A 24,646-nucleotide genomic window follows, 5' to 3' on the forward strand; every position below is an offset into this window, starting at 1 on the left:
TTAAAATTTTCCTGATAATTTGGCGAACACTTTATCCAGAGACTCTTTTTCCAAAGAAATCTCCCGCAAATGCCAATCATTACTAACTGCCTTGTGAACCACCCGACTCACGATATTAGAATCTCCTTTAAAATGTAGACGGAAACGAGTTCTGGTCAAACGTTCCACTCGTTCCATCCCCTCTATATTCAACAACTCGGTATCATCAAGCGGGGCATTGTGCATAATAACCAACAAAACACTAGGATCCATATAGTTATTAAACTCTTCTATCGTTCCTTTAAAAACCATATTTCCATGCTCGATCATCATAATATAATCACAAGCCGCTTGTACCTCAGGCAAAATATGCGTCGATATCAACACGGCCCGTTCCTCTGCAATCTCTCGGATCAAACGTCTGATTTCAACAATCTGATTCGGATCCAACCCGTTCGTGGGTTCATCCAAAATAACGAACATCGGATCATGAATAATCGATTGGGCAATACCTACCCGTTGCTGATATCCCCCCGAAAGATTACCGATTACCCGTTTACTGAAATGAGAAATCCCACATTTAGCTTTCGCTCGCTCGACAGCCGAAGGAATCTCCGCCTTCGGCATCAAACGAATATCCGCACAATGATACAAGTATTCATCCACGGTCATATCCGTGTGTAACGGAGCTTTCTGTGGCAAAAAACCGATAAATCTTTTAGCTTTTATGGGGTCTCTCCGAAGGTCTATCCCGTTAATAAAAACGTCTCCTTCAGTTTGAGTCAACACGTTGCATATAATATTCATGGTTGTCGATTTCCCGGCACCGTTCGATCCCAGTAAACCAAACACCCCTTTTGAACTAATCTCAAAATTAATATCCTTGATTGCCCAATCCACGCTATAACGGTGTGAAAGATGCTTTACTTCAACTATTTTATTTGCCATAATCCTCTTATTTACGTTGTCTACGGAATATTGTAATCACCCCCAAAGCCGTTATTAACAAGGGGAACACTCCCATACATCCCCAGTTCACCCACGAACGGCACCCCTTGGGTAACCTGATACTCAAATCTATAAAATCAGCCCTTCTCGTATCAACCGGGAATTTATCATAAGACAACCAACGGAATGAACCATTAATGATACTGTAATTCGACGCCCCAATACCTGTAAACTGAGAAGTCAGGGCTTCGTTAGCAATCACATCTGCATCTCCCGATATAACAATCCGTTGTTCCCGATCTCCAACCTTCCGGTTCATCGTGAGCAAAAGTGTATAAACGCCTTTTTGTTCTCCTATCTCCGGGGTAAATTCGAATTTCCCATCCACGAAATCCGTCGTTTCTCTCTCGATCCAAGCTTCTTTATCTGTAACCAATACCGGAGTCACCTCAAAGTCCCGAACACCAGAATAATCCAACGCTAATGACGTGGGTAAAGCCACCACATAACCATATTTCTGCAATTTTTCATATGTGGGATATTTTTTAGCCGCTTCTTCGGTAAAATACCCGACCGTCACCGTTGGTGAAGCAAATTCATTTTCATTCACAACTACTCCGTCAGAGAACTTCACGCCCAAGGAGGATACCAATTTATTCATATTCTCCCCCCGACCGTAATCACCGAGAATAAACAAATTCCCTCCTTTGGCAATATATTCCTGCACCTTCAACATGGCGGAATCCGACAAGCTCTCCCGTAAATCCGATATAACCAATATATCAATAGAATCATCCAAGGGATCTTGATCTAAATCTATCGTTTTCGTGTCAAAACCGTTATTTAACAGAGATTGACGAAACCATTTATCTTTGGCAAACAAATAATACCCCCGTCCCCCATAGTTATCAATCTCACGAGAGCCGTATCCGGTAGAAAAAGCCACCAGGGGAGAAGGAGAAACAAAACGTTTTAAAGCAGCCGATATTTCCGCTTCATCCGGATGTTTCTTATTATCATTATACATTCTCAAATAGGCCTTTTGCCCATTATCGCGTTCCACGATACGCAAAAATTTATTATGCTCCGGCCCCAAATCGATCACTTTTTTAATCTCCTCCGGGGTCATGAACATCTTCCGGCTCAAATTATTAGCTTGACACAGTAAATCAACCCGCTCTTCATCTGTCTTATTGGGGAAACGCCATTCCAAACTCTGATTATTTGCTTTATCGTAATAATAAACATACTTCATCTTAATATCCGGTTTGAAACGGGCATATTTTTCAAAATGTTTAAAATCATTATTTCGATTCCGCGGAACCCCGTTATAAAAATTCTCATCCAGCAGGTTCACGTAAGTCGTGATCGTCAAACCTCCATCCAAATTTTTTATCACCTCCTGGCTCTCCTTGGCTAACGTGTTCTCTTTCGTATATGAAGCATCGTAATAAAACTTAGTATAAGGATTTGAAGATATATACCCCAGAATCAAAGTTACCAACACAATTCCGCTATACTTCAATACCTTTGTTTTCAGAGACATGATACTCTTCTCCGTATTCAATTTCAAAATGGATAATGCCAAAAAGAAACCGATCACAATCAAAAAATAAAACACGTTATCACTGGCTATCAACCCGTCAATAAAAGGATAAGCCCTCCCGGTGATAGACAACCAATACGTGATATTTCGCACAAGCTCGTAATCCTGCCCAACATCCCCAATAAAATTCAACACAGCCAGAACAGCCAAAGTCCCGATAGCCGCCACAACCTGATATCTCGTGATCGTGGACATGAACAATCCTATGGCCGAATAAGCCAATATCAACAAATACAGTCCCAATATCCCCGACAACACCAACAAGTAATCAAAATTTACGATCGTTATGGCCGAAAATACAACAAATACACCCAAAACGGCAATCAATGCAAAGCCGTACACCATCATCGACAAGAACTTACCCAAAATAATCGATGCGTTCTTCACGGGCGATGAATACAATAATTTTATCGAACCACTCTGATATTCGCGACTCATCAACCCCATCGTTACCAGTGGGATATAAAGATAAATATAACGTTGAATCGGGGGTAAAATCCCTCTCATACCCGTATAAATTCCCGTGGTAACTTGCCACAAATCATACCCCATATCCTGACTGCGTAACTGTCCACCAAACGCATCGGCAAACGCCATACCTATCTGAAACCCGAATATCACTAAAACAAGCCACGCCACGGGAGAATAGAACATCGAATTCAATTCTATTTTAGCCACACGAATGGCTGTTTTTATATTATTATTTAATTTCATCTTATTTGCTATTTTTTTGTTTTTCCCGATAACTGTGCAAAAATCTCATCCAGAGAACAACGCTCCACGACCAAATCTCTCAAATCCCAATCATTAGCAACACTCGCCTCGACATACTTCTCTGTAATCCCCGTATCTTCCTTCAAGTAAATTCTAAAACGCCCGTTTCCCAAAGCCTCTACCCCTTTATTCTCGCACAAGGTTTCCAACGTGGATGCATCGGGAGCTTTCCCGAATTCAATCACGAAACTCTCCGGGGCCACGTAATTATCAAAATCTTCCATACTCCCCGAAAACACTAATTTACCATTCTCTATCATCTTGATTTCGTTGCAAATAGCTTGCACTTCCGACAAGATATGAGTAGATAACAATACCGCATGATCCTCGGCTATCTCCCGAATTAAATTCCGTATATCCACGATCTGATTCGGATCCAACCCGTTTGTCGGTTCATCCAACACGACAAACTTCGGGTTATGCACGATAGCTTGCGCTATACCCACCCGTTGCTGGTAACCACCTGACAAATTTTTTATCAAACGATCCCTAAAATGCGTGATCGCGCAACGCTCCAAAGCCCGGTCCACAGCCTTCCCTACCTCTTCTGCCGGCATTAACCGTAAAAACGCCGAATGTTTCAAATATTCTTCTACAGTCAAATCCGTATACAACGGTGGTTGTTGGGGCAAAAAACCGATATATTGTTTTGCTTCCACAGGATTTTCCCGCAGGTTTATCCCGTTTATAAACACATTCCCCTCTGTCTGATTCAACACCCCGCAAATAATATTCATCGTAGTGGACTTCCCCGCACCATTCGACCCCAGCAATCCAACTACCCCGTTACCATCAATTTCGAAGTTAATATCTCTGATTGCCCACTGCACAGAGTACCTGTGGGACAAATGTTCCACTCTTACAATAGAATTTTCCATACTTATATACAATGATTTACATACAACACGTTATTTACTCAGAATAATAATCTCTTGTTCCGGTTTGGGATACATCCACAATCTCCCCCCCCACATTAAACACGGACTTCTTTATAATAAAAGGATTATTTTTATCCCGAATATCTACCCGCATAAAATCTCCATTGGCCAACCCTATTCCAAACTCTTTATGATTATTAGATCTAATATCATAATGTATTGCCGTTATTCGATCATCAAAAGTCATAAACAATTTTTCTTGATAATTATTCGCACAATCAATATAACGCAGTTCATTTCCTTTCGTGTAAAAAATTATCTTGGCATAGTTACCGGCACTATTATCAGATGTTATCAATATCTTATTAGCCTTTGTCAATTGAACCGGACATTCCGTTTTCTTTACATACGAATTATTTAACGCCAATGCATAATATGCCGGAGGATTACAATCTAATATAAAATCACCGATATAAGTTTTTCCAGCTTCATTATAAACAATCCAATATAATTTTGAAGTATACGGATATATATTCCATTCTTCTCCTTTCCCCGCCAATGCCAGAACTTCCGAATTTTCGCCCAAATCCCAAGGAGTCACGGGATGCCCCGTTCCCACGTATGTTACAGGAAAAATTCCTCCCATCGGAGGTGTAACTGTTGACTGGTTAATAGACAGTACCCGATGATTCTTTCTATCATAAGCCAAACGCACGCTTGTCCAGGTACTCGTTTGTCCGTTACCAATAAAATCAACCTCGTATCCTTTACTATCTATCTCGTAAGGTTCCGTCAAAAATTTCCCTCCTAAATAATTCTCAGAAAATAATCGACGAAATAAACGTCCGTCTTCCGCAACCAAAAATGTAATCCGATCTGAATAAAAAGCATCAACAACACTAAAATTAGCAGGAATCCCACTTAAAAATTCATCTTTTAAATCACTAGCTTTTTTCAAACTTTCATTACTAATTTCATAAGCAACTTTATCTGTTAAAACTAAAGTAGCTAAAGAATAAACAGAAATAGAAGGAGCCTTATGGTCTAACAACTTTCGAGGATTTCCTGGAATCACTTCTCCATTAACTTTCTGAAAAATCCCTAACGTATTCTCAAAAATCGTATCCACTTTATTCCCGTTATTTTTCTTAATCAATCGTTGATAAGAAAGCTTGGAATTACCACCATCTTTAGAAAGAATCATCCAATTTCCTTTCCCGTATTTAGGAACAAAATTATAAAACACCTTCGTCATGTACGATATACCAGTCGAATTCTCAATAACAGAATAAGTTCCGGTTATAAAGGACTCCGGAAACTCTGTAAGCCCCAGCATTTCCATGGCTTTATCCGTCGGTGTATTAAAATCCTTTTCCGTACACAAAACGACACCACCAATCTTCCACTCATAACTCAAATCATTCATTCTCTCTAATGAATCAGGAGTATTGAACCGGAATTTTCCTTCCATAATCGTAGTATCTCCTTCATAACAGTACAAATGATTGGGATTTTTAAAAAGAAAAATTGGAGCTGAATCCGGTAAATACGTGTAATTCCCCTCATCTTCAAAACATCCCGCTAAAAAACAGGTAAAAAGTAATGATAAGAATATATACTTAGTTTTCATAAATGATCTATTTTAAAATTATAACGCAACTTTCATCGGTTCTCCATCTTCATCCAGGATTACGGGATTCTGCTTCAACAACCAATTTTTAAATTCAAGAGTCAATTGAATTGCCCGATCCGGATGTTCCGAGATCAACGTTTCGTTCATTTCTGCTTTTTTATCAATTTCATTTAAAAACAACTTATACTTTTTAGCAGAATACTCTCCTAACAAATTATCTGCAACTTCATCATCCCACCACGCAGGTTGGGCTGTTGCTGTTGTTAGAATCAATTTAGCCCGAGTACGTTCTATCTGACCTAATTTCAAATTCTCATTCGGAACAATCTCGACAACCAAAGTCACACCATTAGGCATCGATTCAAGTCGATCACTTCGATGAAATTTTATTTTGATCACATCACGTACATCATTCGAATCTTTACTAACTGTATTTGCATGAAAAATATATTCAGGATCTATTGTATATTCATCCGGATTAGCCGTTGTCTCCTTTTCAATCACTCGCAACTGAAAAGCTTGATCTTCTTTCAATGTATCTCCTGAAAGTAACAGGGTCAAAGGAGCCTCGATATCCTGCACTCCATCAGGATAAAAGAAGAAGGAAGCTATAGTAGAATCAGCCTGCGCTAATCCCGGATACACTTCATTAATATAAAACTTCTCGAAATAAATTTCGTTACCATCTGCAAAAATCTCAATTTCTCTTCTGTCACATGATCCAAACGCAACAGTCAATAACAACATCAATATTATATATCGTTTTTTCATCTCACGTCATTTTTTAATTCTACATGGATTGGCTCTCTGGCATTGGAACAACCGCTTCTTGACGTTTAAATGGACGTTTTTCTCCTTTTCCAAAATCAACTTCTGCATTCAAACGTTTATATAAATAGAACAATTGTCCCTCAGAAATCCACTCTCGGCGAGCATCAACAACCAGTTCTTTTACAAAATCTTCCCAAGTATTAAAAGAAACATCATCCCAACATCCTCTTGCATGACGAATCTCATTCAATATTTTTGCGGCTTCCGTCCAAATTCCTTTACGAGCATAACACTCTGCCATAATATATTGCATTTCCGTACCCCGGATAACAGGAAGTATGGTCACATTTGCTTTACGTTTTGCCTCATCATCATGACAGAACCATTTACCGGAAAGCGGTTGTTTATCATTAGCCAAAAAAATCATTTTAGTAAAACGAATATCGCTTCCGCTCTCATCAACTCCTGTACTGGACTTAAAAATACTATTTGTTTTTACAACAAAATATTGTCCATGGCTACCTCCGGATTCTTTCATGAAATACGTCCCAAGTCCTAATTCATCGTATGCTTTTTCATTATACACCGCAAAAATTAAATTATCAACCAAACGTAAATTGGATTTACCTTCAAAAGTTGAAAATTTATTATCCATTCCGGTCATAATACCCGTTGTCTTAAACTCGTAGAAAGTAAATTTATCCCATTGACTGGCTTCATATTTAAACTTTAACACATCATCAGCCGCCTCAAAAGCCTCATCATATTTTCCAGCATATTGATAGGCTCTCGCTAATAAAGCCGTCATGGAATAATAATTTAATCGATATCCTCTCCCTTTGAAAAAACTACTCAATGCACTTGGTTTACTAGCCAATTCTGTAAAAGTAGGAAATTTGTTATAAAACCGAGCATCTCCCGTACACACGGCATTCATTGCCAGTGCTGATGTGTCAAAATCATACACAAGCTCTCTGGCCCGTTCCAAATCGGTAATGACTTTATTAATACACTCGTTCACGGATATACCAGCCGGTTGAATGTTCGGATATTGCTCTACATAAGGGACATAATTTGCTCCATCATCGCTTATCGGAGCCGGGGCAAACAATCGTAACATATCAAATTGCATCAATGCCCGACAAGCATAAGCTTCTCCCAAAATCATATTTCGTTCCACTTCACCAAATTCAAATAATTCCGGGGTTGTATTTTCTATAAGATTTTGAATTAAATTATTCGCATTAGCTACAACATTATAAGCAGCCAACCAAGTCGCTTCAATACGTGAAGCAACTCCAGTCTGACTATAATTCATAGCTCCATAGGCTTGAAATTCATCCATTCCGTTATTCTCCGGACTCAAATCATATTGTTGCGAAAAACCATCTAGCATCGCAAAAGACAAATTCATTCCATACAACGATGATTTACCCATGTTTTTATACAAACCATTCAATGTTGAACGATATCCTTCTGCCGTACTAAAAATCTCGTCTTCAGTGGCTTGAGTTACCGGTTTCAGATCCAACCAACTTTCACAAGAAGAAAGAAGGGAAGCAATTCCAAATAATAATAATTTTATATATGTTTTCATCCTTTTTTGTTTTTAGAATCTGACATTCAAGGTTAAACTATAGTTCTTTGCATATGGATAACTAATTCCTCGTTCTTCCTTCACGCTAGACCAACGTCCCAAGTCATTCGCGTTAAAGCGCAGTCCTAAAGAAGCCAAACGCCATTTACTTATTAAATTAACCGGGAAATCATAACCTATAGAAAGACCATTAAACGACAAATAATTATAATCTTGCACGAAACGGGAAGTCGGACGAACATACGGTTTTTCACGAATATCATAATAAGGAACTTTATCTCCCGCTTGTTTCCAACGTTCGGCTAACACTCGTTTATCCACATTCTTATGCGTAATATCAGCATTTTCTACCCGATTGATCAAAGTCTCATTATAAGTTTGTCCCCCCCATTGAAAAAGAAAAGAGGCATTCAAGAAAAACCCTTTATACGAAACATTCAACCCGAAAGCCCCTTGAGCATCAGGAGTCTCATCTCCCACAACAACCTGATCATTTGCATCCCAAGTGTACGTACTGGTTCCATTCTTTTTAATAAACTTCTCTTTACCATTAGCAGGATCAATACCAGCAGAACGAACAGCATAAATAGCTGTCGTCGATGCACCAACAGTATATCGTTTCAAGGGAGCACTACGTAATTCCGCGTAATAACCTCCTTCAAACGTGGTATTATAATTTTCATCCAAAGCTTTATTATAAGCCTCTGCCGCTTTACCCAGTTTCGTTATTTCATTACGATTTGTTGCAACATTACCAATAACCGTCACCATCCAATCTTTATCCCGATACACGGTTGCCCGCAAGTCAAATTCAAAACCTTTATTGACAACTGTTCCCGCATTCGAATAATAAGTAGTAAAACCAGAAGACTGACGAATAGATGTTTCATCAATCATATCCTCTGTCTCTTTATGGTAATAATTTGCCTTCACATCCAATAACCCGTTCCACAAACCGAACTCAATTCCCGCATCCAACGTGTTAGTAGTTTCCCACTTCAACTTCTCGTTTCCTAAATAATAAAGATAAGAAGCCGATCCCGTGTAATACCACGCATCACTATCTACAGAATAAGTCGTTACTGCCGTATAAGAAGGGAAATTTACTTTACCGGTACTTCCATACGAACCACGAACCCTCAACAGGGTTATCATCCCATTATCTTTTAAAAAATCATAATTATGAATATTTATACCGGCACCTACCGACCAGAAAGGAGCGAAACGCTTGTCTGCCCCAAATTGAGAAGAACCATCCAGACGCCAAGAACCATCGAAAAGATAGATATCATTATACGAATAATTCACACTCGCCAATAACCCGAATAAACGGGAATTTGTCTCGCTATGTTTTGTTTTATCTTTTTGCTTGGCAGCAAATTCAGAAGAATGTACGGATCCCATTGGGAAACCCTGATATCTCATACTATTAGAAGAAGAATGAGATTCTACCGCTTCAACTCCAGCTGTAGCATTAATAAAATGTTTCTTAAATTGACGATTATATAAAAAAAGACCTTTTGCAGTCCAATTATATCCTTCAGACAAATCCCGATCCAATTGTCCGATTTCATCAATTTTATCAAATATCCTATCAGTATCAAAATAGGGATCACGGGGATCTTTAAATGTTTCCGTCTTCTGATCTGTTTTCGTAATACTAAATTGACCTTTAAATTGCAGGCCTTCTGCTAAATACCAATTAATATTTAAATTATCTATCAACTCGTTATATTTACTTTTACCACTATAGCTATCTAACGTTGCACTATATAACGGATTGGCAATATCACCTCCCGACATCGGCCGAAAAGATTGTATCAATTTACCTTCATCGTCATAAATTCTCCAGTAAGGCATCATATCAACATATTCACTAAAATTCCCATAGGGAGAATTCTCTGAACGTGTTGAATTATAAGAAACATAATTACGAATCTGCAATTTCTTATAACGATAATCCAAAGTTAATCCGGCACCCATTCTATCCCGATATGAGCCTTTCATAACTCCCCCGTTTGTCTCATACTTCAAATCAACCCCATAGCGAATACTCTCAACCCCTCCTTCCACGTAAATACTATGCTTATGATTAAATGCGTTACGCAAAGGCTGAGCCATCCAATCCGTATCATATCCTCTTAAAACTTGTTGTAACAAAGCGTTATATGCCAATTCATTTTCCACTGCAAGGGCTTCATTAGAGTCATAAACTCCACACAAACGCTCCAGTTCAAGTTTCTCCGCAGCATTACATACATTATAGTCGGATAAATCTGGTAATTCCAATGAAAAAGTACCATTATAACTCACCATCAATTGTCCCGGTTTCGGGGCTATCGTCGTGATAACCACAACCCCATTCGCTGCACGAGATCCGTACATGGCTGTGGCGGCAGCATCCTTCAATATAGTAAGACTCTCCACCCGATTCATATCCATATCGTAAACCTTCTGCACGTCAACTTCAAAACCATCCATGATAAATATCGGGAGATTGGGGTTATCTTTCAAGTCTGTATGTTGCTCTTGCTTCATCTGTTCAATATCCAATCCTTTCTTCATCCCGATACTTGATTCTCCACGAATATTAAACTCGGGCAATGCGTTAGGATCCGATCCCCATAATGAATTCTCACGAATCCGGAAAGACGGATCAAAAGCCTGAATCGCACTAATAATATTTTTATTATTAGTTTTCATCAACTCGTCTCTCGTCACGGCCGTAGCGTTCCCTGTAAAACTGGACTTCTTAATATTCGAATAACCAGTAACAACCACCTCATCCAATTTTTCAACATCCTCTTCCAGAACCACGTTAATCTCTTTCTGGTTCACCACGTTCACCTCTTTCGAAACCATACCGATAAACGAAAATAACAACGTGATATCTTTCTGATCCGGTAACGTAATCTTGTACATCCCGACCGTATCAGTCACCACCCCGATCGAAGTTCCTTTTATCAACACGGTTACTCCCAGCAAGGGGGTCTTTTTATTATCCGTTACCCTTCCCTTAATCGTACGGGCCTCTTTCTGCTGATTTAATGGAGCCTCCTTGATAATAATCATATTATTCTCGATATCCGCAATGAAACCGGTCCCCTTCAACGCCTGTGTCAACACTTCCGATAACAACGCATTTTGCATACTCACCGTGATATTCTTCACGACTTTTGTCTTGTTGTAATCATACAAGAATCCCATATCACACTGACTCTTGATCGCTACAATCAACTCCTCGATGCCCGCATTTTTCAAATCAATGCTGACTCGCTGATTTTGAGAATGAACTGCTGCATTCAACCCGAAATTGAATACCAGCAAAAAGATACAAAGATTTTTCATCAACAAAAGAATTTTTTGATACCACCTTTTTTGAAAAGGCGTGTACAGTTTACCTCTTTTTTTCATAAATTTGTGTTGTAAAATTAAACAATCAAATAAGCTTGCCGGCTTATTTATGCGACAGGGGAATATTGCCGTATTCTCCTGTTTCATTCTATCTCATCACTCGCACTACTTTTTTATCTATAATAAATTTAACATCACTTGTTCTTTCAATCAGTCGTAACAAATAACCAAAATCTTCGAACCGCCTCAATTCTCCGGAAAATAAAACATCTTTCACATCTGTATTCTGATAGAAAACGTCAAAATCATACCATCTTGACAACGTAGAAAGAATATCCTCTAAACGCTTCTGTTTAAAAACATACTTACCTTCTTTCCAGGCCACAAATTCGGCAACATCCACCTTCCTTTCCGTCACCGCCCCACTCGCCTTGTTGTACGCCACCTGCATTCCCGGTTCCAACACGAAACTCTGATTTCCCTGCCCAAACTCGACGTTCACCTTTCCCGATACCAAAGTCGTATAATCATTTACCTCGCTAGCATAACAAGTAATCCCGAAACTCGTCCCCAACACGGTTACTTTCTGTCCCCCGGAATGAACAATAAAAGGTCTCCCCACATCCTTTCGTACTTCAAAATACGCCTCTCCTTCCAAATATACCTCCCGGGTATCTCCCGAAAATATCACGGGATATCGTAAACGAGATGCCGAGTTAATCCACACTTTCGTACCATCTTCTAATTCAACCCGGTATTCCCCTCCTTTAGGGACGCTTAACTTGTTGTAAACAATCTCTTTTAAAGAATCCCGTCCCACATGTCCCGGCAAATAACTCAATATAGAACTATCCACATTTATCTGGTTACCAGTCTTCTCCAGAAGCGAACATTGTCGCTCTCCCAAACGGTAAGTAGACCCATCCGCCATTTCCAACACGGCACTGTACTGTCCCGGAACAATTTTCTGCATGGTTGCCACTCGTTCCTGCTTTTCCATCCCTGAACGATAATACACGAACAAACAACAACTGAACACAACAATAACTGAAGCTGCTGCACTCATACCCCACATCCAACGCCGTTTCCGTTCCACTAGGCATTGTCCCTTCATTTGCTTCTCAAACGTACCCCAAGCTTCTTGTTTTTCCTCGTTGGTAATCACCCGTACTCCTTCCTCTTGATACAACTTCCGCATCCGTTCGTAATACTCCCGGTGTTCCCGACTCTCTCTCAACCATGTATCAAAACGTTCCTCTTCCGTAGTAGAAAGTTTCCCCTCTATTTTCCGGTAGATTAAATGAGCTGATATTACTTTTTTATCCATAGCTTTCACATAATAACATTCCTATAACGGGGAGACACTTATTTTGTGTGACAAGATTTTTAATTAATTTTCTTGTAACACGAAAAAAATATAATTTTATTATATCATTATTATATTTGTACCAACCAACAAGCCTGTAAAAGAATGATTTTAAACGACTATCAACAGCAGTCCCTTCAACGGTTGTTACGCAAGAAAAACATGCAACAACTCTATCAAGCCTATATAAAACCTTTTAATACCAAACCATATCCCAAGAAATTTCTGGATATTCCCTACGGAAAACAATCCATATTTCAAAAAATGGATATTTACTTGCCCGAAAATCATCCTGGACCTTATCCCGTTATTATCTACATTCATGGCGGGGCATGGGTACTTGGAGGAAAACGACAAGGATGCATGTATCCGCCACTCTCTTTTCTACAGCACGGATATGCTATAATCGGGGCAAACTATCGTCTTAGTCCTTTACACAAATGGCCCGCACACATACACGACATCAAAGCTGTTGTTCGCTATCTGAAAGCTCATGCCTCCGAGTATCAACTCGACACGAACCGTATCGTGTTATGGGGAGATTCAGCCGGGGGACATCTCGTTGAACTTATGGCCCTTACAGACGGGGTAAAGGAATTGGAAGACCCAACTTTCGGGTACATGGAACACGACACTAAAGTACAGGTTGTCATCAGTTGGTTCGGCATAAGCAATTTCGCAGCTTTTGAAAACGAATCATCAGCATTAACATTAGCCGGGAAAATATTACCCCATTTCCTATACAAACAATTCCCTTACCTGATGTTCAAACAAAATATTTTTCAAGACACAAAACTTGTAAAACAAGTTAGTCCGATTACCTACATCGAACAAGCGAACTATACCGCACCTATATTATTACAACATGGAACAAAAGATTTCCTCGTATCCCCCCAACAATCTATTTCTTTCTGGAATACATTAATTCAAAAATTCGGTTCTTCTATTTGCGAACTGGACCAGATTGAAGGAGCCGGACATTACAGTGAAGAATTTGTTACCCCGGAAAACATATATCGAATCCGGAAATTTATAGAACAACATCTCCAACGATAAGGTTATATCTACTCCTCAAAACACATAAAAAGCAAGGTTAAAGAATCTCCTTCCGCAGAAAGTAATTCACGCATTTTCTTATACCCCCGAGCAACTTGCGTGCGAATTGTATTGATAGAAATACCTAACTCTTCTGCGATTTCAAGATACTTCTTCCCTTCTAGCACATTCAATTGAATTATTAACCGACATTGTTCCGGTAAACTCGCAATAGCTGCATTCACCTTTCTATACACCTCGTCATCAATATTTTCATCCACATCAGCAGTAGATAGCATCGCTTCTGCTACTAAAAATTTATTTTTATCAACAACCTCCAAATGACGAAGATAATCCACAGCAGCATTTCGAGCAACTTTATAAAGCCATGATTTTAATTGAAAATCATCCGGGAGAGAACGACTGCTTTCAAATAATTTAAAAAAGATATCTTGCACGATATCTTTCGCAACATCCTGATCCCCAATATGACGCATCACGAACACTACAAGTGGTGGATAGTATTTTTTAAATACGATCTCATAAACCCGAGGATCTCTTCGCCGTAGACCTAAAATATATGACAGATCTTCTTTCAAATTCACATTCAACACTTTACATACACATAATTTATAATTTTTCTCTCAACAAATGAACGTTTAAACAAGTTCTTTAATGTAATATATCATTAGTTTTTTAATAAGGCCATTCATACGGTAATATAGTATATTACAGACACTTATTATATTCCAATTTTTCTTACAATTCGCATCACTTTAAATAGCAACAAACGTTCGTTTATTGATTTCCAAAAATATAAAATAATTCAAACAAATCAACCCTACTATTATTATCTTTTGTTTTCCTTCCAATCTCTTCTATAACAACACTTGTTTTACTCTTACATCTCTTCGTCATCCCCAGGATATACTTTCGATATCTCTTCCTTCTATACAACAGCATTTTAAGGATAGTATAACGAAGATATGACGAAGATACACAAGATAAAGTAATAGAAAATCAAATACTTACACAATACTTTCTCTCGTGTTTTCCCCAAAAAATCGAAGTTTGCCCAAACAGCTTGTAATATCCCCATAACACGATACAAACAAAAACGATCCGGGAAATCCCGGATCGTACAGACGGCCAGTACCCCTGTCACGCATAAAGCATCCCGCAGAGATTCCCTGACCCTATAAATTTTATGGACGTTACAAACTTTTGCCCCAATCCGAATGAAAGTATCAAAACGTTTTCACTCGCCCCCGGCCCTACATTTGCTTTTCCAGCTCGTCAAAATAATTGGTCACATAGTTTATATTATCTTGCATTTTCAGACTCGGTACAATCGTTTTGCCTATTTGAATAAATTCCTTCAAAGCAGCCTTATCCTCTTGCGACCGGAAATACACGGACACGGGCATCACGATCATCATCACGTCGGGGTCAGAGAAACGAGGGAACTCCTTTTTACAGAGTTTCAGCAACTCGTCGGTATTCTTCTCTTTGTAAGCATTTGCCATCCTCACGTAAGCCAACAACCGTTCCTTATCGTCAATCTTCAACGTACGGATCACGTTTTCAATCTCCCTAATATCACCCTCTGTTATTTTAGTATCCCGTCCCCAGACAACTGAAGACAAAACACCCGCGTAAAGATTCCCCAAACGTCGGTCAACCTTTTCCCGTCCCACTTGTTGATAAAATGGTTTCCGATTTTCCAGCAAGAAACGATAATTTGCGGAACCGAAAGGTGCCAGATCGTTATTATCAAACAGTATCCAACAAGCAGAATCAACCTTCTCCTCCTTTGTCAACTGTTCCGACAATATCCCCGCCACTTCCTTCACCCGGCGAATCTCACTTGCCTCCACCAACGCTTTCAGATATTTCAGTAAAAACGCTTTATCTCGTTCTCCCCCCTCGTAACGTGTGGCTAAAGTACCAACCGTCTCCGTCTGTTTCATTGAATGTTCCACCCGACGAATAATCCCGTCGACATCCGCACCGCCCACCAGCTTATCATGTACCACCCCATCCGGGCGAATCAACACGAAAGTCGGGTAAGCCCCGATCCCCAGTTTCTTTGCCAGTTCCGGACCTTCTCCTTTCTCCATGTCATATTTCACGTTCACGAACCGGGAGTTGAAAAAAACTCCCGCTTTCGCTTGCGTGAACACCTGCTCTGCCATCACCTTGCAGGGGCCGCACCAAGAGGTGTAAGCATCCAGAAACACCCAACGATTCTCGGCTTTCGCTTTTTCCAAAGCTTCCTTAAACGTCAGCGATTCAAATTTCACCCCATCTTGCGCCCGAAGCAAAGTGATCGACAGACTACACAACAACATTAAAATGATTTTTCTCATTACCCGGTAATTCATCGGTTACTCTTCATCCGGCAACGAAGCCTTGTACTCATCAAACTTCTCCCGGTACTTGTTCCCTGCAGCCTGAATATCCCAACCGTATTCTTTGAAATACTTGATCAACACCTCGTATTTCAATGCCCGGGATTTACTGTTATCCAAATAATCCTTTTTGATATTATCATAGGACTCCGTCACGAGCAAACGTAACCACTCGGAAAAATCTCCCTCGAATGAACGAGAACTTCCCCCGGTGATATACCCGCCGTTCCGGCACAATTCATCCACCGCATTCTTGTACTTAATCACGTAAGGCCGACTATTCACCTCCTCTTCATCATCGTCATCCGCATCGGGATTCTCCTCTTTCCAAGCTTTTTCGTCCTTATCATATTCGTTACCTAATTTCTCGTATGCCTCCCCGTCATCATAGGCCTTACCCCCGGCCACGAATTCTTTCAGGGGTTCCTCCATCCGGGCAACAATCATCGAACCCAATTTTCTCCACACTTCAGTCGTCAACACTGAATCCTGGTAATAATGATTAACAGGATCTGTCACGGGTATCGCCCCGTCCGTCGTATTGGGCCACATGAGAATCAAACGACTCCGGCCCAAAGCCTTCACAGGATAAATCCACCAAAGAGATCCATATTGTTTCACGTAAAAAAATTCCAAAGGGAAAAAGGAATGAGCATACTCCTTTGACACGTTACTCAACAAAGCTTCCGAATAATTCAACACTTCCGGAACTTTTTCCTCTTCAAGATTCTCGGCTCCCCGCATGGCAACAAGAGCATCCTGCGCCAGAATGGCATTCGTCAACTCGTCAATACTGCTAAAATAAGTACGAACCCATACCCCGTAATCATTGAACATTGATTTCACCCGGGGATCAGCATTTTCATCCGGGGAAAACATATCAACAATTCCCAAATCTTCTGTCGGCGACAATTTTTTCTCTTTGTCACAACCACTCAAAAATAAGGTTAGAGCGGCTAGCAGGACATATACACTTTTATACTTTACCATAACATTCAACATTTACAAATTTAAAATCAACCATTTATCTCGGATTCAACGGCATATTAGGACTGTTCAGTTGTTCTGATTCTGGAATCTGTAACACGTAACGCAAATCCCCCTGTTCCAACGTGTATACTTGACCGTTCTCGTACGCGTGCTGGATACTCGGCTTACCCAATCTTCTCAAATCAAACCAACGCATTCCACAATCGAACGCCAATTCCACCCGACGCTCTTCCAACACTCGCTGTAATGCCGTTTCATCCGTGAAGTTTGCCTGATCCAAAGCGACATAATCACTTCTCTTTACACGAGTGACCAAAAGACGATTCAAATCATTAATAGCCAATTCCTTTTCTCCAGTCCGAGCGTACGCTTCGGCACGAGTCACGTAAGCCTCGCTCAATTTCAACCCGATATAATAACAATCACTCTGCTGTGTGGCGAACATCCGGTATACCGTGGGACCTTGTTCCACGTAATCAGCACTTTCCGGATCAGCATTCGATTCGAAAATATATCTTCTGTAATCAATCACGTTCGGATCACGTCGACAAAGATTCAACAACTCTTCCGTCGGTTTAAAACGAGATTTATAGTAATAATACGGGTTCCCGTTCCCTTTACCGCCAACAAAGAATAAAACCTCGTTCCGGTAATCCGTATCTATAAAACCATACGTGTAACTGAAAGCGTTAGAAATCTTATCTAAACCGTCCAGGTAGGACTGAATCTCGTTCATATCAAACAATGCCTTCGCATCAATAACATAAGAAGCAGCCTTAATCGCTTCCTCATACTTATTCATAAACAAGTATACACGTGCTTTGAAAGCTTGTAAAGCGATATAATCAAAACGATATTTACCCTTGCTCTCCTTACCTTCCAGATCTTTCGATGCTTCATCCAGGTCCTTCTCAATCTGTTCCCAGACCTTGCCGACCGCAACCCGTACGTTATTCTGGGTATTCTGGTGCACGTCCGCGGCACTCAACGGCATCGGGACACCCGGTTTTTCCATATTCTCCGAAGCATAATTCTCGGCATACAAATTCACCAGATAGAAATAACAATACGCCCGCAACGCGTAGGCCTCTCCCCGAACGGTTTCAAATAAAGCTTTTTCTTCAGCTACAGGAGTTTTCCCGGCAAACTCGTCCAGCACAGTATTCGCATAGAATATAGATTGATACAACTGTTTCCAGTAAGCATCCTCGGCCCCGTTATATTGATGCGTGGCGGCCCAGATAAACCACGGTTCATAAGACTTCGTCACCGCCGAGGTCGAGTTTAGATTCGCGTACACATTATCAGTAGCCAAATCGGTATTAATAAAGAAATCCGAACGGGGATAACCTCCCAGCAGCACGGATTCATAATCCTCCACGCTGACCGGTAACATACTGTTCACCGGTTTTATATCAAGCAAATCACAACTACTAAACAAGGCTAGCAGCAACAACACGTGTGTATAAAATATCTTCTTCATAATCAAAAACATTAAAATTGTACAGATATCGAGAACGAATACGTACGAGACAAGGGCAAATAAGTATTCCCGAAAGAAACATTCGCACTACTTGTCGATCCGTACTTCATAATGGCTCCCGTGGCCTCAGGATCTTGTCCTTTCAACTTCGAATTCTTCCACACGTGCAAATTATTTCCTTGCAACATGAAGCGAATATTTTGAACACCCAGTTCCTGCAACTTCTTCAAATGCAAATCATAACTCAAGGATATGTTCTGCAACCGCACGAAATCACCTTTCACGGTTCTCAAATCGCTATTATTATACATCGTTCCGTTCGAGGGATAAGGATAGAAAACGGCATCATCAAACTCGTTAGCTTCCAATCTCGGCACATCCGTGAAAGCCTCGTCTCCCGGTTTTCTCCACCTGTATGCCCATTCCTTTGACATATTCTGCGTTGCCTCGGGATAAGCGAATGCCTGACCGTCGGTCATGTTTCTCAGGCGAATCACGTTCCCGAAGTTACCCACCAGCAACACGGACAAGGTCACCCCTTTATACACGAACGTGTTGGTGAAACCACCTTGCACCAGAGGCATCGTTGTCCCGGAATATACCAGTCCCTCTATATTATTCATTCCTTTCAACACCTTCTCTCCTTTCTCATTATAGAACTGGGCCCGTCCTTCCTCGTTCAGCCCGGCATATTGATAAGACCACAAACCGTTAATCGGTTTTCCCACGATTGCCGCAGACGCATAATCCGTCCGCTGGGCATTGGTCATCGAACCGTAAGTCGGGGTGGAATACACATCTAGAATTTCGTTATAATTATAACCGAAATTCAAATTAGATGTCCAACGGAAACCGTGCGTATCAACATTCACCGTGTTCAACGAAAATTCCCAACCGGTATTTTTCATCGAAGCCCAGTTAACAGAAACGGAGGGGAAACCGGAAACCAATGACACTTGTTTTTTTCCTAACAAATCCACCCCTTTCTTGTAATAATACTCCAAAGTACCGGCTATCCTACGCTTGAAAAGGCCGAATTCCAACGCCAAATTCGTGGAATAGTTCTTTTCCCATTTCAAATTCGGATTCTTGGGAGCCTCGATCACCAGGTAATTTTCTTTCTTTATAGCGTCAATGGTACCAACCTTAGCCACCAAATCAGAATAAGCGTCAGCCACGTTACCCTGACTACCATACGAACCTTTCAAGGTCAAATAAGTCAACCACTGCAAATCTTTCAGGAAATTTTCCTCTTTCACCTGATAATTAAACCCGACAGACCAAAGCGGTTGGAAAAGATCATTCGACTTCACCCCGAAACGATTGGACCCATCCGTACGAGCGTTAAAACTAACCGTGTAACGATTCTTGTAAGTATAACCGGCCACACCAAACCAGGATACAGCCGCCGACTCGTTCAGATTTTCTGTCCAGTAAGGAACACCCAATTTTGCCATCAAATCTAATTGCAGGATTTGCTGATGTCCCCGATCATGAGCGTAACCATAAATTTGCGTGGTCTCCTCCTCATATTTAGAAGTCCGAATTTCCTGTCCCAACATAATATCAAAACGATGATCCTCGCTTATAACCGGCATGTAAGAAAGTTGATTACGGAAAGTTATAGAACTATTGTTCGTCCCTTTACCCTGGCGGTATCCCCCGTCATGCCACACCGGTTCGAAAGTGGTATTATCCTGCATATCTTTCTGCCGGGCCCGGACAAAATAACTATCCTCCGTAGCCACATCCACATCGGTCGTGTTAGATTTTGAGAAAGAGAATAAGCTGCTGAATGTCAGATCAGGCAATATCTTCCATTCGATATCGACCGTACCTTTCAACCCGAAACTCTTTGACTTCCGCCAACTTTGATCCCTGTTTTCCAAGAAGTTAAATTTCAAATCATTATAGTACATATAATTGAAATTACCGTTCTCATCGTACGCATTATGAGCCCGAGTCGTGTAAATAGCCCACTCGTAAGGATTTTCACGAGAATCCGACGCGAAGAAACTTTTATTATTACGCATGTTCACGTCCAACATTCCCCCGACTCTCAAATTATGTCTTAGCTTGGTGAACACCTTGGCCGCCATCGTGTAAGTCTCCATACCGACATCCTTGGCCGTTGCCTGCTCATCCATGTAACTGCCGGAGAGGTAAAACGTGGTGGTCTCGGACCCACCGGAAATACTGATACTATGCCGATGCGTAATTGAATTGCGGAAAAGATACTTGAACCAATCCGTGTTCACCGTTTCCAACTGGTTGACCTTTTGCTGAAACTCCTCCCAAGTCATTTTATGATCGTGCACGTCGATAAAATAACGTTCGAAATCGGAAACCGTACCATATTGTCCGGCACTATTGGAAGAAGCCTGCAACAAACCTTTCTCCAACATTTCCATATTCACGTCGATACGATCCTTGGAATTCATCATATAGGCATCTTTCAACTTCGGACGCATCCCGACAGTTATACTCCCGTTATAAGTCACCCGGGTTTTACCGGCTGTACCCTTTTTAGAAGTAATCACAATAACACCATTGGCCGCACGAGTTCCATAGATAGCCGTTGCCGCCGCATCCTTCAACACGTTGATTGACTCAATGTCATCCACGTTCACGCCACCGATACCGGAAGCGATCAGATTCCGATTATTCAGAAGATCATCCACGTTAGCATCCACCGGATCCTCCAGGATAATTCCGTCTACCACCCACAACGGCTGAACATTACCACTAATGGTTGACGTTCCCCGGATACGAATTTGCGGAACCGCTCCCGGCGCACCCGAAGTACTCACTATCGTCATACCCGGGACTTGTCCCTGCAATAATTTATCAATACTCGGTTGATTTACCATCCGTAACCGATCCATATCCACCGTGGTAATCGAAGATGTCAATTTACGACGTTCTATCTTCTGGTAACCCGTAACGACCACCTCTTCCATTTCGCTCACGTCATCCAGCAGAACGACATTAATCACCTTTTGCCCCGTGTAAGTCACCGTCCTCGTTTTCATCCCGACAAACGAGAATTCCAACACGAGAGATTGCTGATCGGGAATCGTCAACTTGTAAGTACCGTTGATATCCGTGGCCGTACCCAGACTTGTACCCTTCACGAGAACCGTTACCCCCGGAAGCGGAACACTATCTTTGTCAACGACTCTACCGGAGATATCCACCGATTTAACATTCACTTGTCCCGCGGGTTTAGAAGAAACCACGATCACGTTATCCACCAATTCAAACCCGTAATCCTGTCCGAACACCAATCGCACGAAATCGGCAACCGTGGCATTCACGAGATCAACTGAAACTTTTTTATTCACGTCAATCTCCTGTTTGTTAAAAAAGAAATCCTGTTTTAATTGCTTTTCCGCGTTCCGGACGGCCTCCTCTAAAGTCACATCTTTCAACTTCAGATTAATAACTGCATTTTGACTGGAAGCCGTTGCCGACACGTGGGTTAACCCTACCAGCATCAAGAATATCATGATTCTCAATCCTTGGAATAAGTTAAAAAATCCCTTGTATGTACCGGAATGGCACAAACTAAACTTTTTTTTCATAACTTTGAATTACAAATTAATATTGAGGTTCTCTCTCGGAGAATCTTGACGGGGATTGTTGACGGCAATCCTCGTTTTTTCTCCTATTTGATTTTTGTTGCTACTTTTATGGTCCGCCCCTGTACATTGAAAATAACATTACTTGTTTTCTCCACGATGGACAACACGTCCATCAAATTCATGTCTCGATTGATTGCCCCCCGGAATTCATATCGCTTCACGTCCGGCACCACGTATTCCACGTCAATATCGTACCAACGTTTCAACTGGCTCATCAAATCCTCCAGCGTGGTGGAAGCAAACACGAACCGTCCTTGCCGCCAAGCGACATATTGTTCTACATCCACTTCTTTCAATTCCGTTTTTCCCGATGCCAAATTCAAAATGCTTTGCATTCCCGGTTTCAACGTCACTTGTTGCTGATCTTTTTCCGCCGTAAAACAGACACGCCCCTCGACCAGCGTCGTATATATATAATTCTCATCCCCGTACGCCTTGATGTTGAAAGAAGTTCCCAACACGGCAACATTCGATTCATTCAGATGAACCACGAAACGCCTTGCCGTATCCCGCTTCACGTCGAAATAAGCCTCTCCTTTCAGGTACACGTCCCGTTGCTCCCCGATAAATTGCACGGGGAAATGCAATTCGGACTCGGCATTCAGCCATACCCGGGTCCCGTCACTCAACTCCAATTGATAAAAACCACCCGTGGGTACTTTCAACGTGTTATACAAAACCTCGGTGTCATTCACTTGTTGCGCTTTCGCCTGTAAATAAGTCAATCCCTGCAAAGAATCATCCTTGATCCCCGACACGCTCAAATCCTCGATCATCTTGCCGGAACCGTCAAGTAACACCCGTTCCCCGTTGGCCAAGATCAACTCCACGTCGGCTTTTTCAGATTTCATGATTTCTGCCTGTTGCGGCAACTTTCTTTCAACTGCCAAATAAGAGTCATCCAATAAATACCACACGCTAAACACCACGCACAAAGCGATAGAAGCGGCCACCGACCAACGAATCACCAATTGACGTCTAGTCCGGACATCGACAGCCTTTCGCAAACGAGCATATTCCGCAGCCTTTACCGCCTCGAAATTCAAGTCCGAATATTCTCCCCGAATAGCCCCGAATTCTTTCAACAATTCCACGTGTTCCGGATCACTCATCCACATCTTCACCGCCTCGTCGGATAAATTCTCCCGACGTGTAAGTATCTGACTTGCAAATTCTATATCTTCCTCGTTATACTTCATTTCTTTTATTTTACACAGCTAATACACGTACCCCCATAAAATGGGTGACGAGAGAAATAAAGTTTTTTTGAAAAAAATCGAATCTATTTTCCCCGGTTATTAAAAAACTATTACACCGAGGTCGCACTAGGTTTTCTACGCTCGTTTTACGCACATACCACAGGCATTCTACCGGAAATTCAGAAGAAAGCATGTTCGAGGGCAGATCAAACACACCTCCAATACACGACTAAAGACTTACCGATATAGTATAAATAGCATCACCAGATCATCCTGCAATTCTTCTCTCAAGAATTTTAACGCCCGCGTGATATGAGTCTTTACCGTATTCAACGTGATATTCAATTCTTCCGCCACTTCCTTGTATTTTTTCCCTTCCACCACACATTTCACCAACACTTCCCGCTGTTTGTCCGACAGTAAGGCCAACTTTTCCTCCAAACGCGCCAAACGATTCTCGTAATCATTCAAATCCTCGTTTGCCGCCTCCAATAATTCACTCACGACTTGCTCGTTGCCCACCACGACACGTAAGTGCCGCAGGTAATTCAACGCACAATTCTGAGCTAAAGTAAACAAGTAAGATTTCACAGGATAGACAGGATTCAGGCACTTCCGGTTCGTCCATAAAGTCAGAAAAGCGTCATGCACGATATCCTTGGCAACCTCCTCATCCCGTACGTAATTATAGACGAATCCCATGAGTTTCGTGAAATGCAGCTCGAACAACTCCTCAAAAGTCTTATTATCCAAAAGTTCCTTTGCCATATAACATTCGTAATTAATACGCCCGTGACTTCACCTTGACAAAGTTAAATAATTTATTAAACTAAAAAAATACCTTCTATAGATAATGATTTACGAAAAAAGAGGAAGTACCGTATTTCGAGTACTTCCTCTCTATTAAACATCAAAATAATAACTCAATCATTTCCCAAATCTCCCTCACATTCTCTCCAGACAACCGATTGACACAAC

16 protein-coding genes are annotated in these 24,646 nt (G+C 41.1%); 1 reads left to right on the forward strand and 15 read right to left on the reverse strand.

Annotation, left to right across the window (positions count from 1 at the left end; all coding sequences use genetic code 11):
* From DWW52_RS05080 to DWW52_RS05115, 8 genes are all read right to left on the reverse strand, one after another.
* The gene (locus DWW52_RS05080) at positions 1-927 is read right to left on the reverse strand and encodes an ABC transporter ATP-binding protein (protein WP_118714395.1); all 927 of its coding nucleotides are present in this window, start codon (positions 925-927) and stop codon (positions 1-3) included.
* 7 nt (positions 928-934) lie between these two features.
* Entirely contained in the window at positions 935-3,247 is a 2,313-nt protein-coding gene (locus DWW52_RS05085; RefSeq protein ID WP_118714396.1) for a Gldg family protein, read from the reverse strand.
* An 8-nt stretch (positions 3,248-3,255) separates the two neighbouring features.
* Positions 3,256-4,185, reverse strand: coding sequence for an ABC transporter ATP-binding protein (locus tag DWW52_RS05090; protein WP_118714397.1), 930 nt, complete (start codon positions 4,183-4,185; stop codon positions 3,256-3,258).
* 34 nt (positions 4,186-4,219) lie between these two features.
* Positions 4,220-5,815 carry a PKD-like family lipoprotein gene (locus DWW52_RS05095; protein WP_118714398.1) on the reverse strand — a complete coding sequence of 532 codons (1,596 nt, stop codon included), beginning with the start codon at positions 5,813-5,815 and terminating at the stop codon, positions 4,220-4,222.
* A gap of 18 nt (positions 5,816-5,833) precedes the next feature.
* Positions 5,834-6,589: a DUF4843 domain-containing protein gene (locus DWW52_RS05100; RefSeq protein WP_118714399.1), complete on the reverse strand. Its 756-nt coding sequence runs from the start codon at positions 6,587-6,589 to the stop codon at positions 5,834-5,836.
* 19 nt (positions 6,590-6,608) lie between these two features.
* Positions 6,609-8,186 (reverse strand): RagB/SusD family nutrient uptake outer membrane protein, encoded by a 1,578-nt coding sequence (locus tag DWW52_RS05105; protein ID WP_118714400.1) that lies wholly within the window; start codon positions 8,184-8,186, stop codon positions 6,609-6,611.
* A gap of 12 nt (positions 8,187-8,198) precedes the next feature.
* The gene (locus tag DWW52_RS05110; RefSeq protein WP_118714962.1) at positions 8,199-11,600 is read right to left on the reverse strand and encodes a SusC/RagA family TonB-linked outer membrane protein; all 3,402 of its coding nucleotides are present in this window, start codon (positions 11,598-11,600) and stop codon (positions 8,199-8,201) included.
* A gap of 88 nt (positions 11,601-11,688) precedes the next feature.
* Entirely contained in the window at positions 11,689-12,867 is a 1,179-nt protein-coding gene (locus DWW52_RS05115) for a FecR family protein (protein WP_118714401.1), read from the reverse strand.
* A gap of 114 nt (positions 12,868-12,981) precedes the next feature.
* On the opposite strand from DWW52_RS05115, the gene DWW52_RS05120 reads away from it, so the two are divergent.
* Positions 12,982-13,962: an alpha/beta hydrolase gene (locus tag DWW52_RS05120; protein ID WP_255418972.1), complete on the forward strand. Its 981-nt coding sequence runs from the start codon at positions 12,982-12,984 to the stop codon at positions 13,960-13,962.
* 8 nt (positions 13,963-13,970) lie between these two features.
* On the opposite strand, the gene DWW52_RS05125 is transcribed toward DWW52_RS05120, so the two are convergent.
* The 7 genes from DWW52_RS05125 to DWW52_RS05155 form a co-directional block, all read right to left on the reverse strand.
* The gene (locus DWW52_RS05125; protein WP_233556704.1) at positions 13,971-14,546 is read right to left on the reverse strand and encodes an RNA polymerase sigma factor; all 576 of its coding nucleotides are present in this window, start codon (positions 14,544-14,546) and stop codon (positions 13,971-13,973) included.
* 669 nt (positions 14,547-15,215) lie between these two features.
* Positions 15,216-16,310, reverse strand: a complete 1,095-nt coding sequence (locus DWW52_RS05130) for a thioredoxin family protein (RefSeq protein WP_158582484.1) — start codon at positions 16,308-16,310, stop codon at positions 15,216-15,218.
* An 18-nt stretch (positions 16,311-16,328) separates the two neighbouring features.
* Complete coding sequence (locus tag DWW52_RS05135) at positions 16,329-17,342, reverse strand: hypothetical protein (RefSeq protein ID WP_148315330.1); 1,014 nt, start codon at positions 17,340-17,342, stop codon at positions 16,329-16,331.
* Positions 17,343-17,376: 34 nt separating this feature from the next.
* A complete protein-coding gene (locus DWW52_RS05140; protein ID WP_158582485.1) occupies positions 17,377-18,825 on the reverse strand; it encodes a RagB/SusD family nutrient uptake outer membrane protein in 1,449 nt (482 codons plus the stop codon).
* An 11-nt stretch (positions 18,826-18,836) separates the two neighbouring features.
* Positions 18,837-22,409, reverse strand: a complete 3,573-nt coding sequence (locus tag DWW52_RS05145) for a SusC/RagA family TonB-linked outer membrane protein (RefSeq protein WP_118714406.1) — start codon at positions 22,407-22,409, stop codon at positions 18,837-18,839.
* 83 nt (positions 22,410-22,492) lie between these two features.
* The gene (locus DWW52_RS05150) at positions 22,493-23,668 is read right to left on the reverse strand and encodes a FecR family protein (protein ID WP_118714407.1); all 1,176 of its coding nucleotides are present in this window, start codon (positions 23,666-23,668) and stop codon (positions 22,493-22,495) included.
* Positions 23,669-23,905: 237 nt separating this feature from the next.
* Positions 23,906-24,436, reverse strand: a complete 531-nt coding sequence (locus DWW52_RS05155; RefSeq protein ID WP_118714408.1) for an RNA polymerase sigma-70 factor — start codon at positions 24,434-24,436, stop codon at positions 23,906-23,908.
* Between the last annotated feature and the right edge of the window lie 210 nt (positions 24,437-24,646).

It is taken from the genome of Odoribacter sp. AF15-53, from assembly GCF_003479425.1.
Taxonomy (GTDB): domain Bacteria; phylum Bacteroidota; class Bacteroidia; order Bacteroidales; family Marinifilaceae; genus Butyricimonas.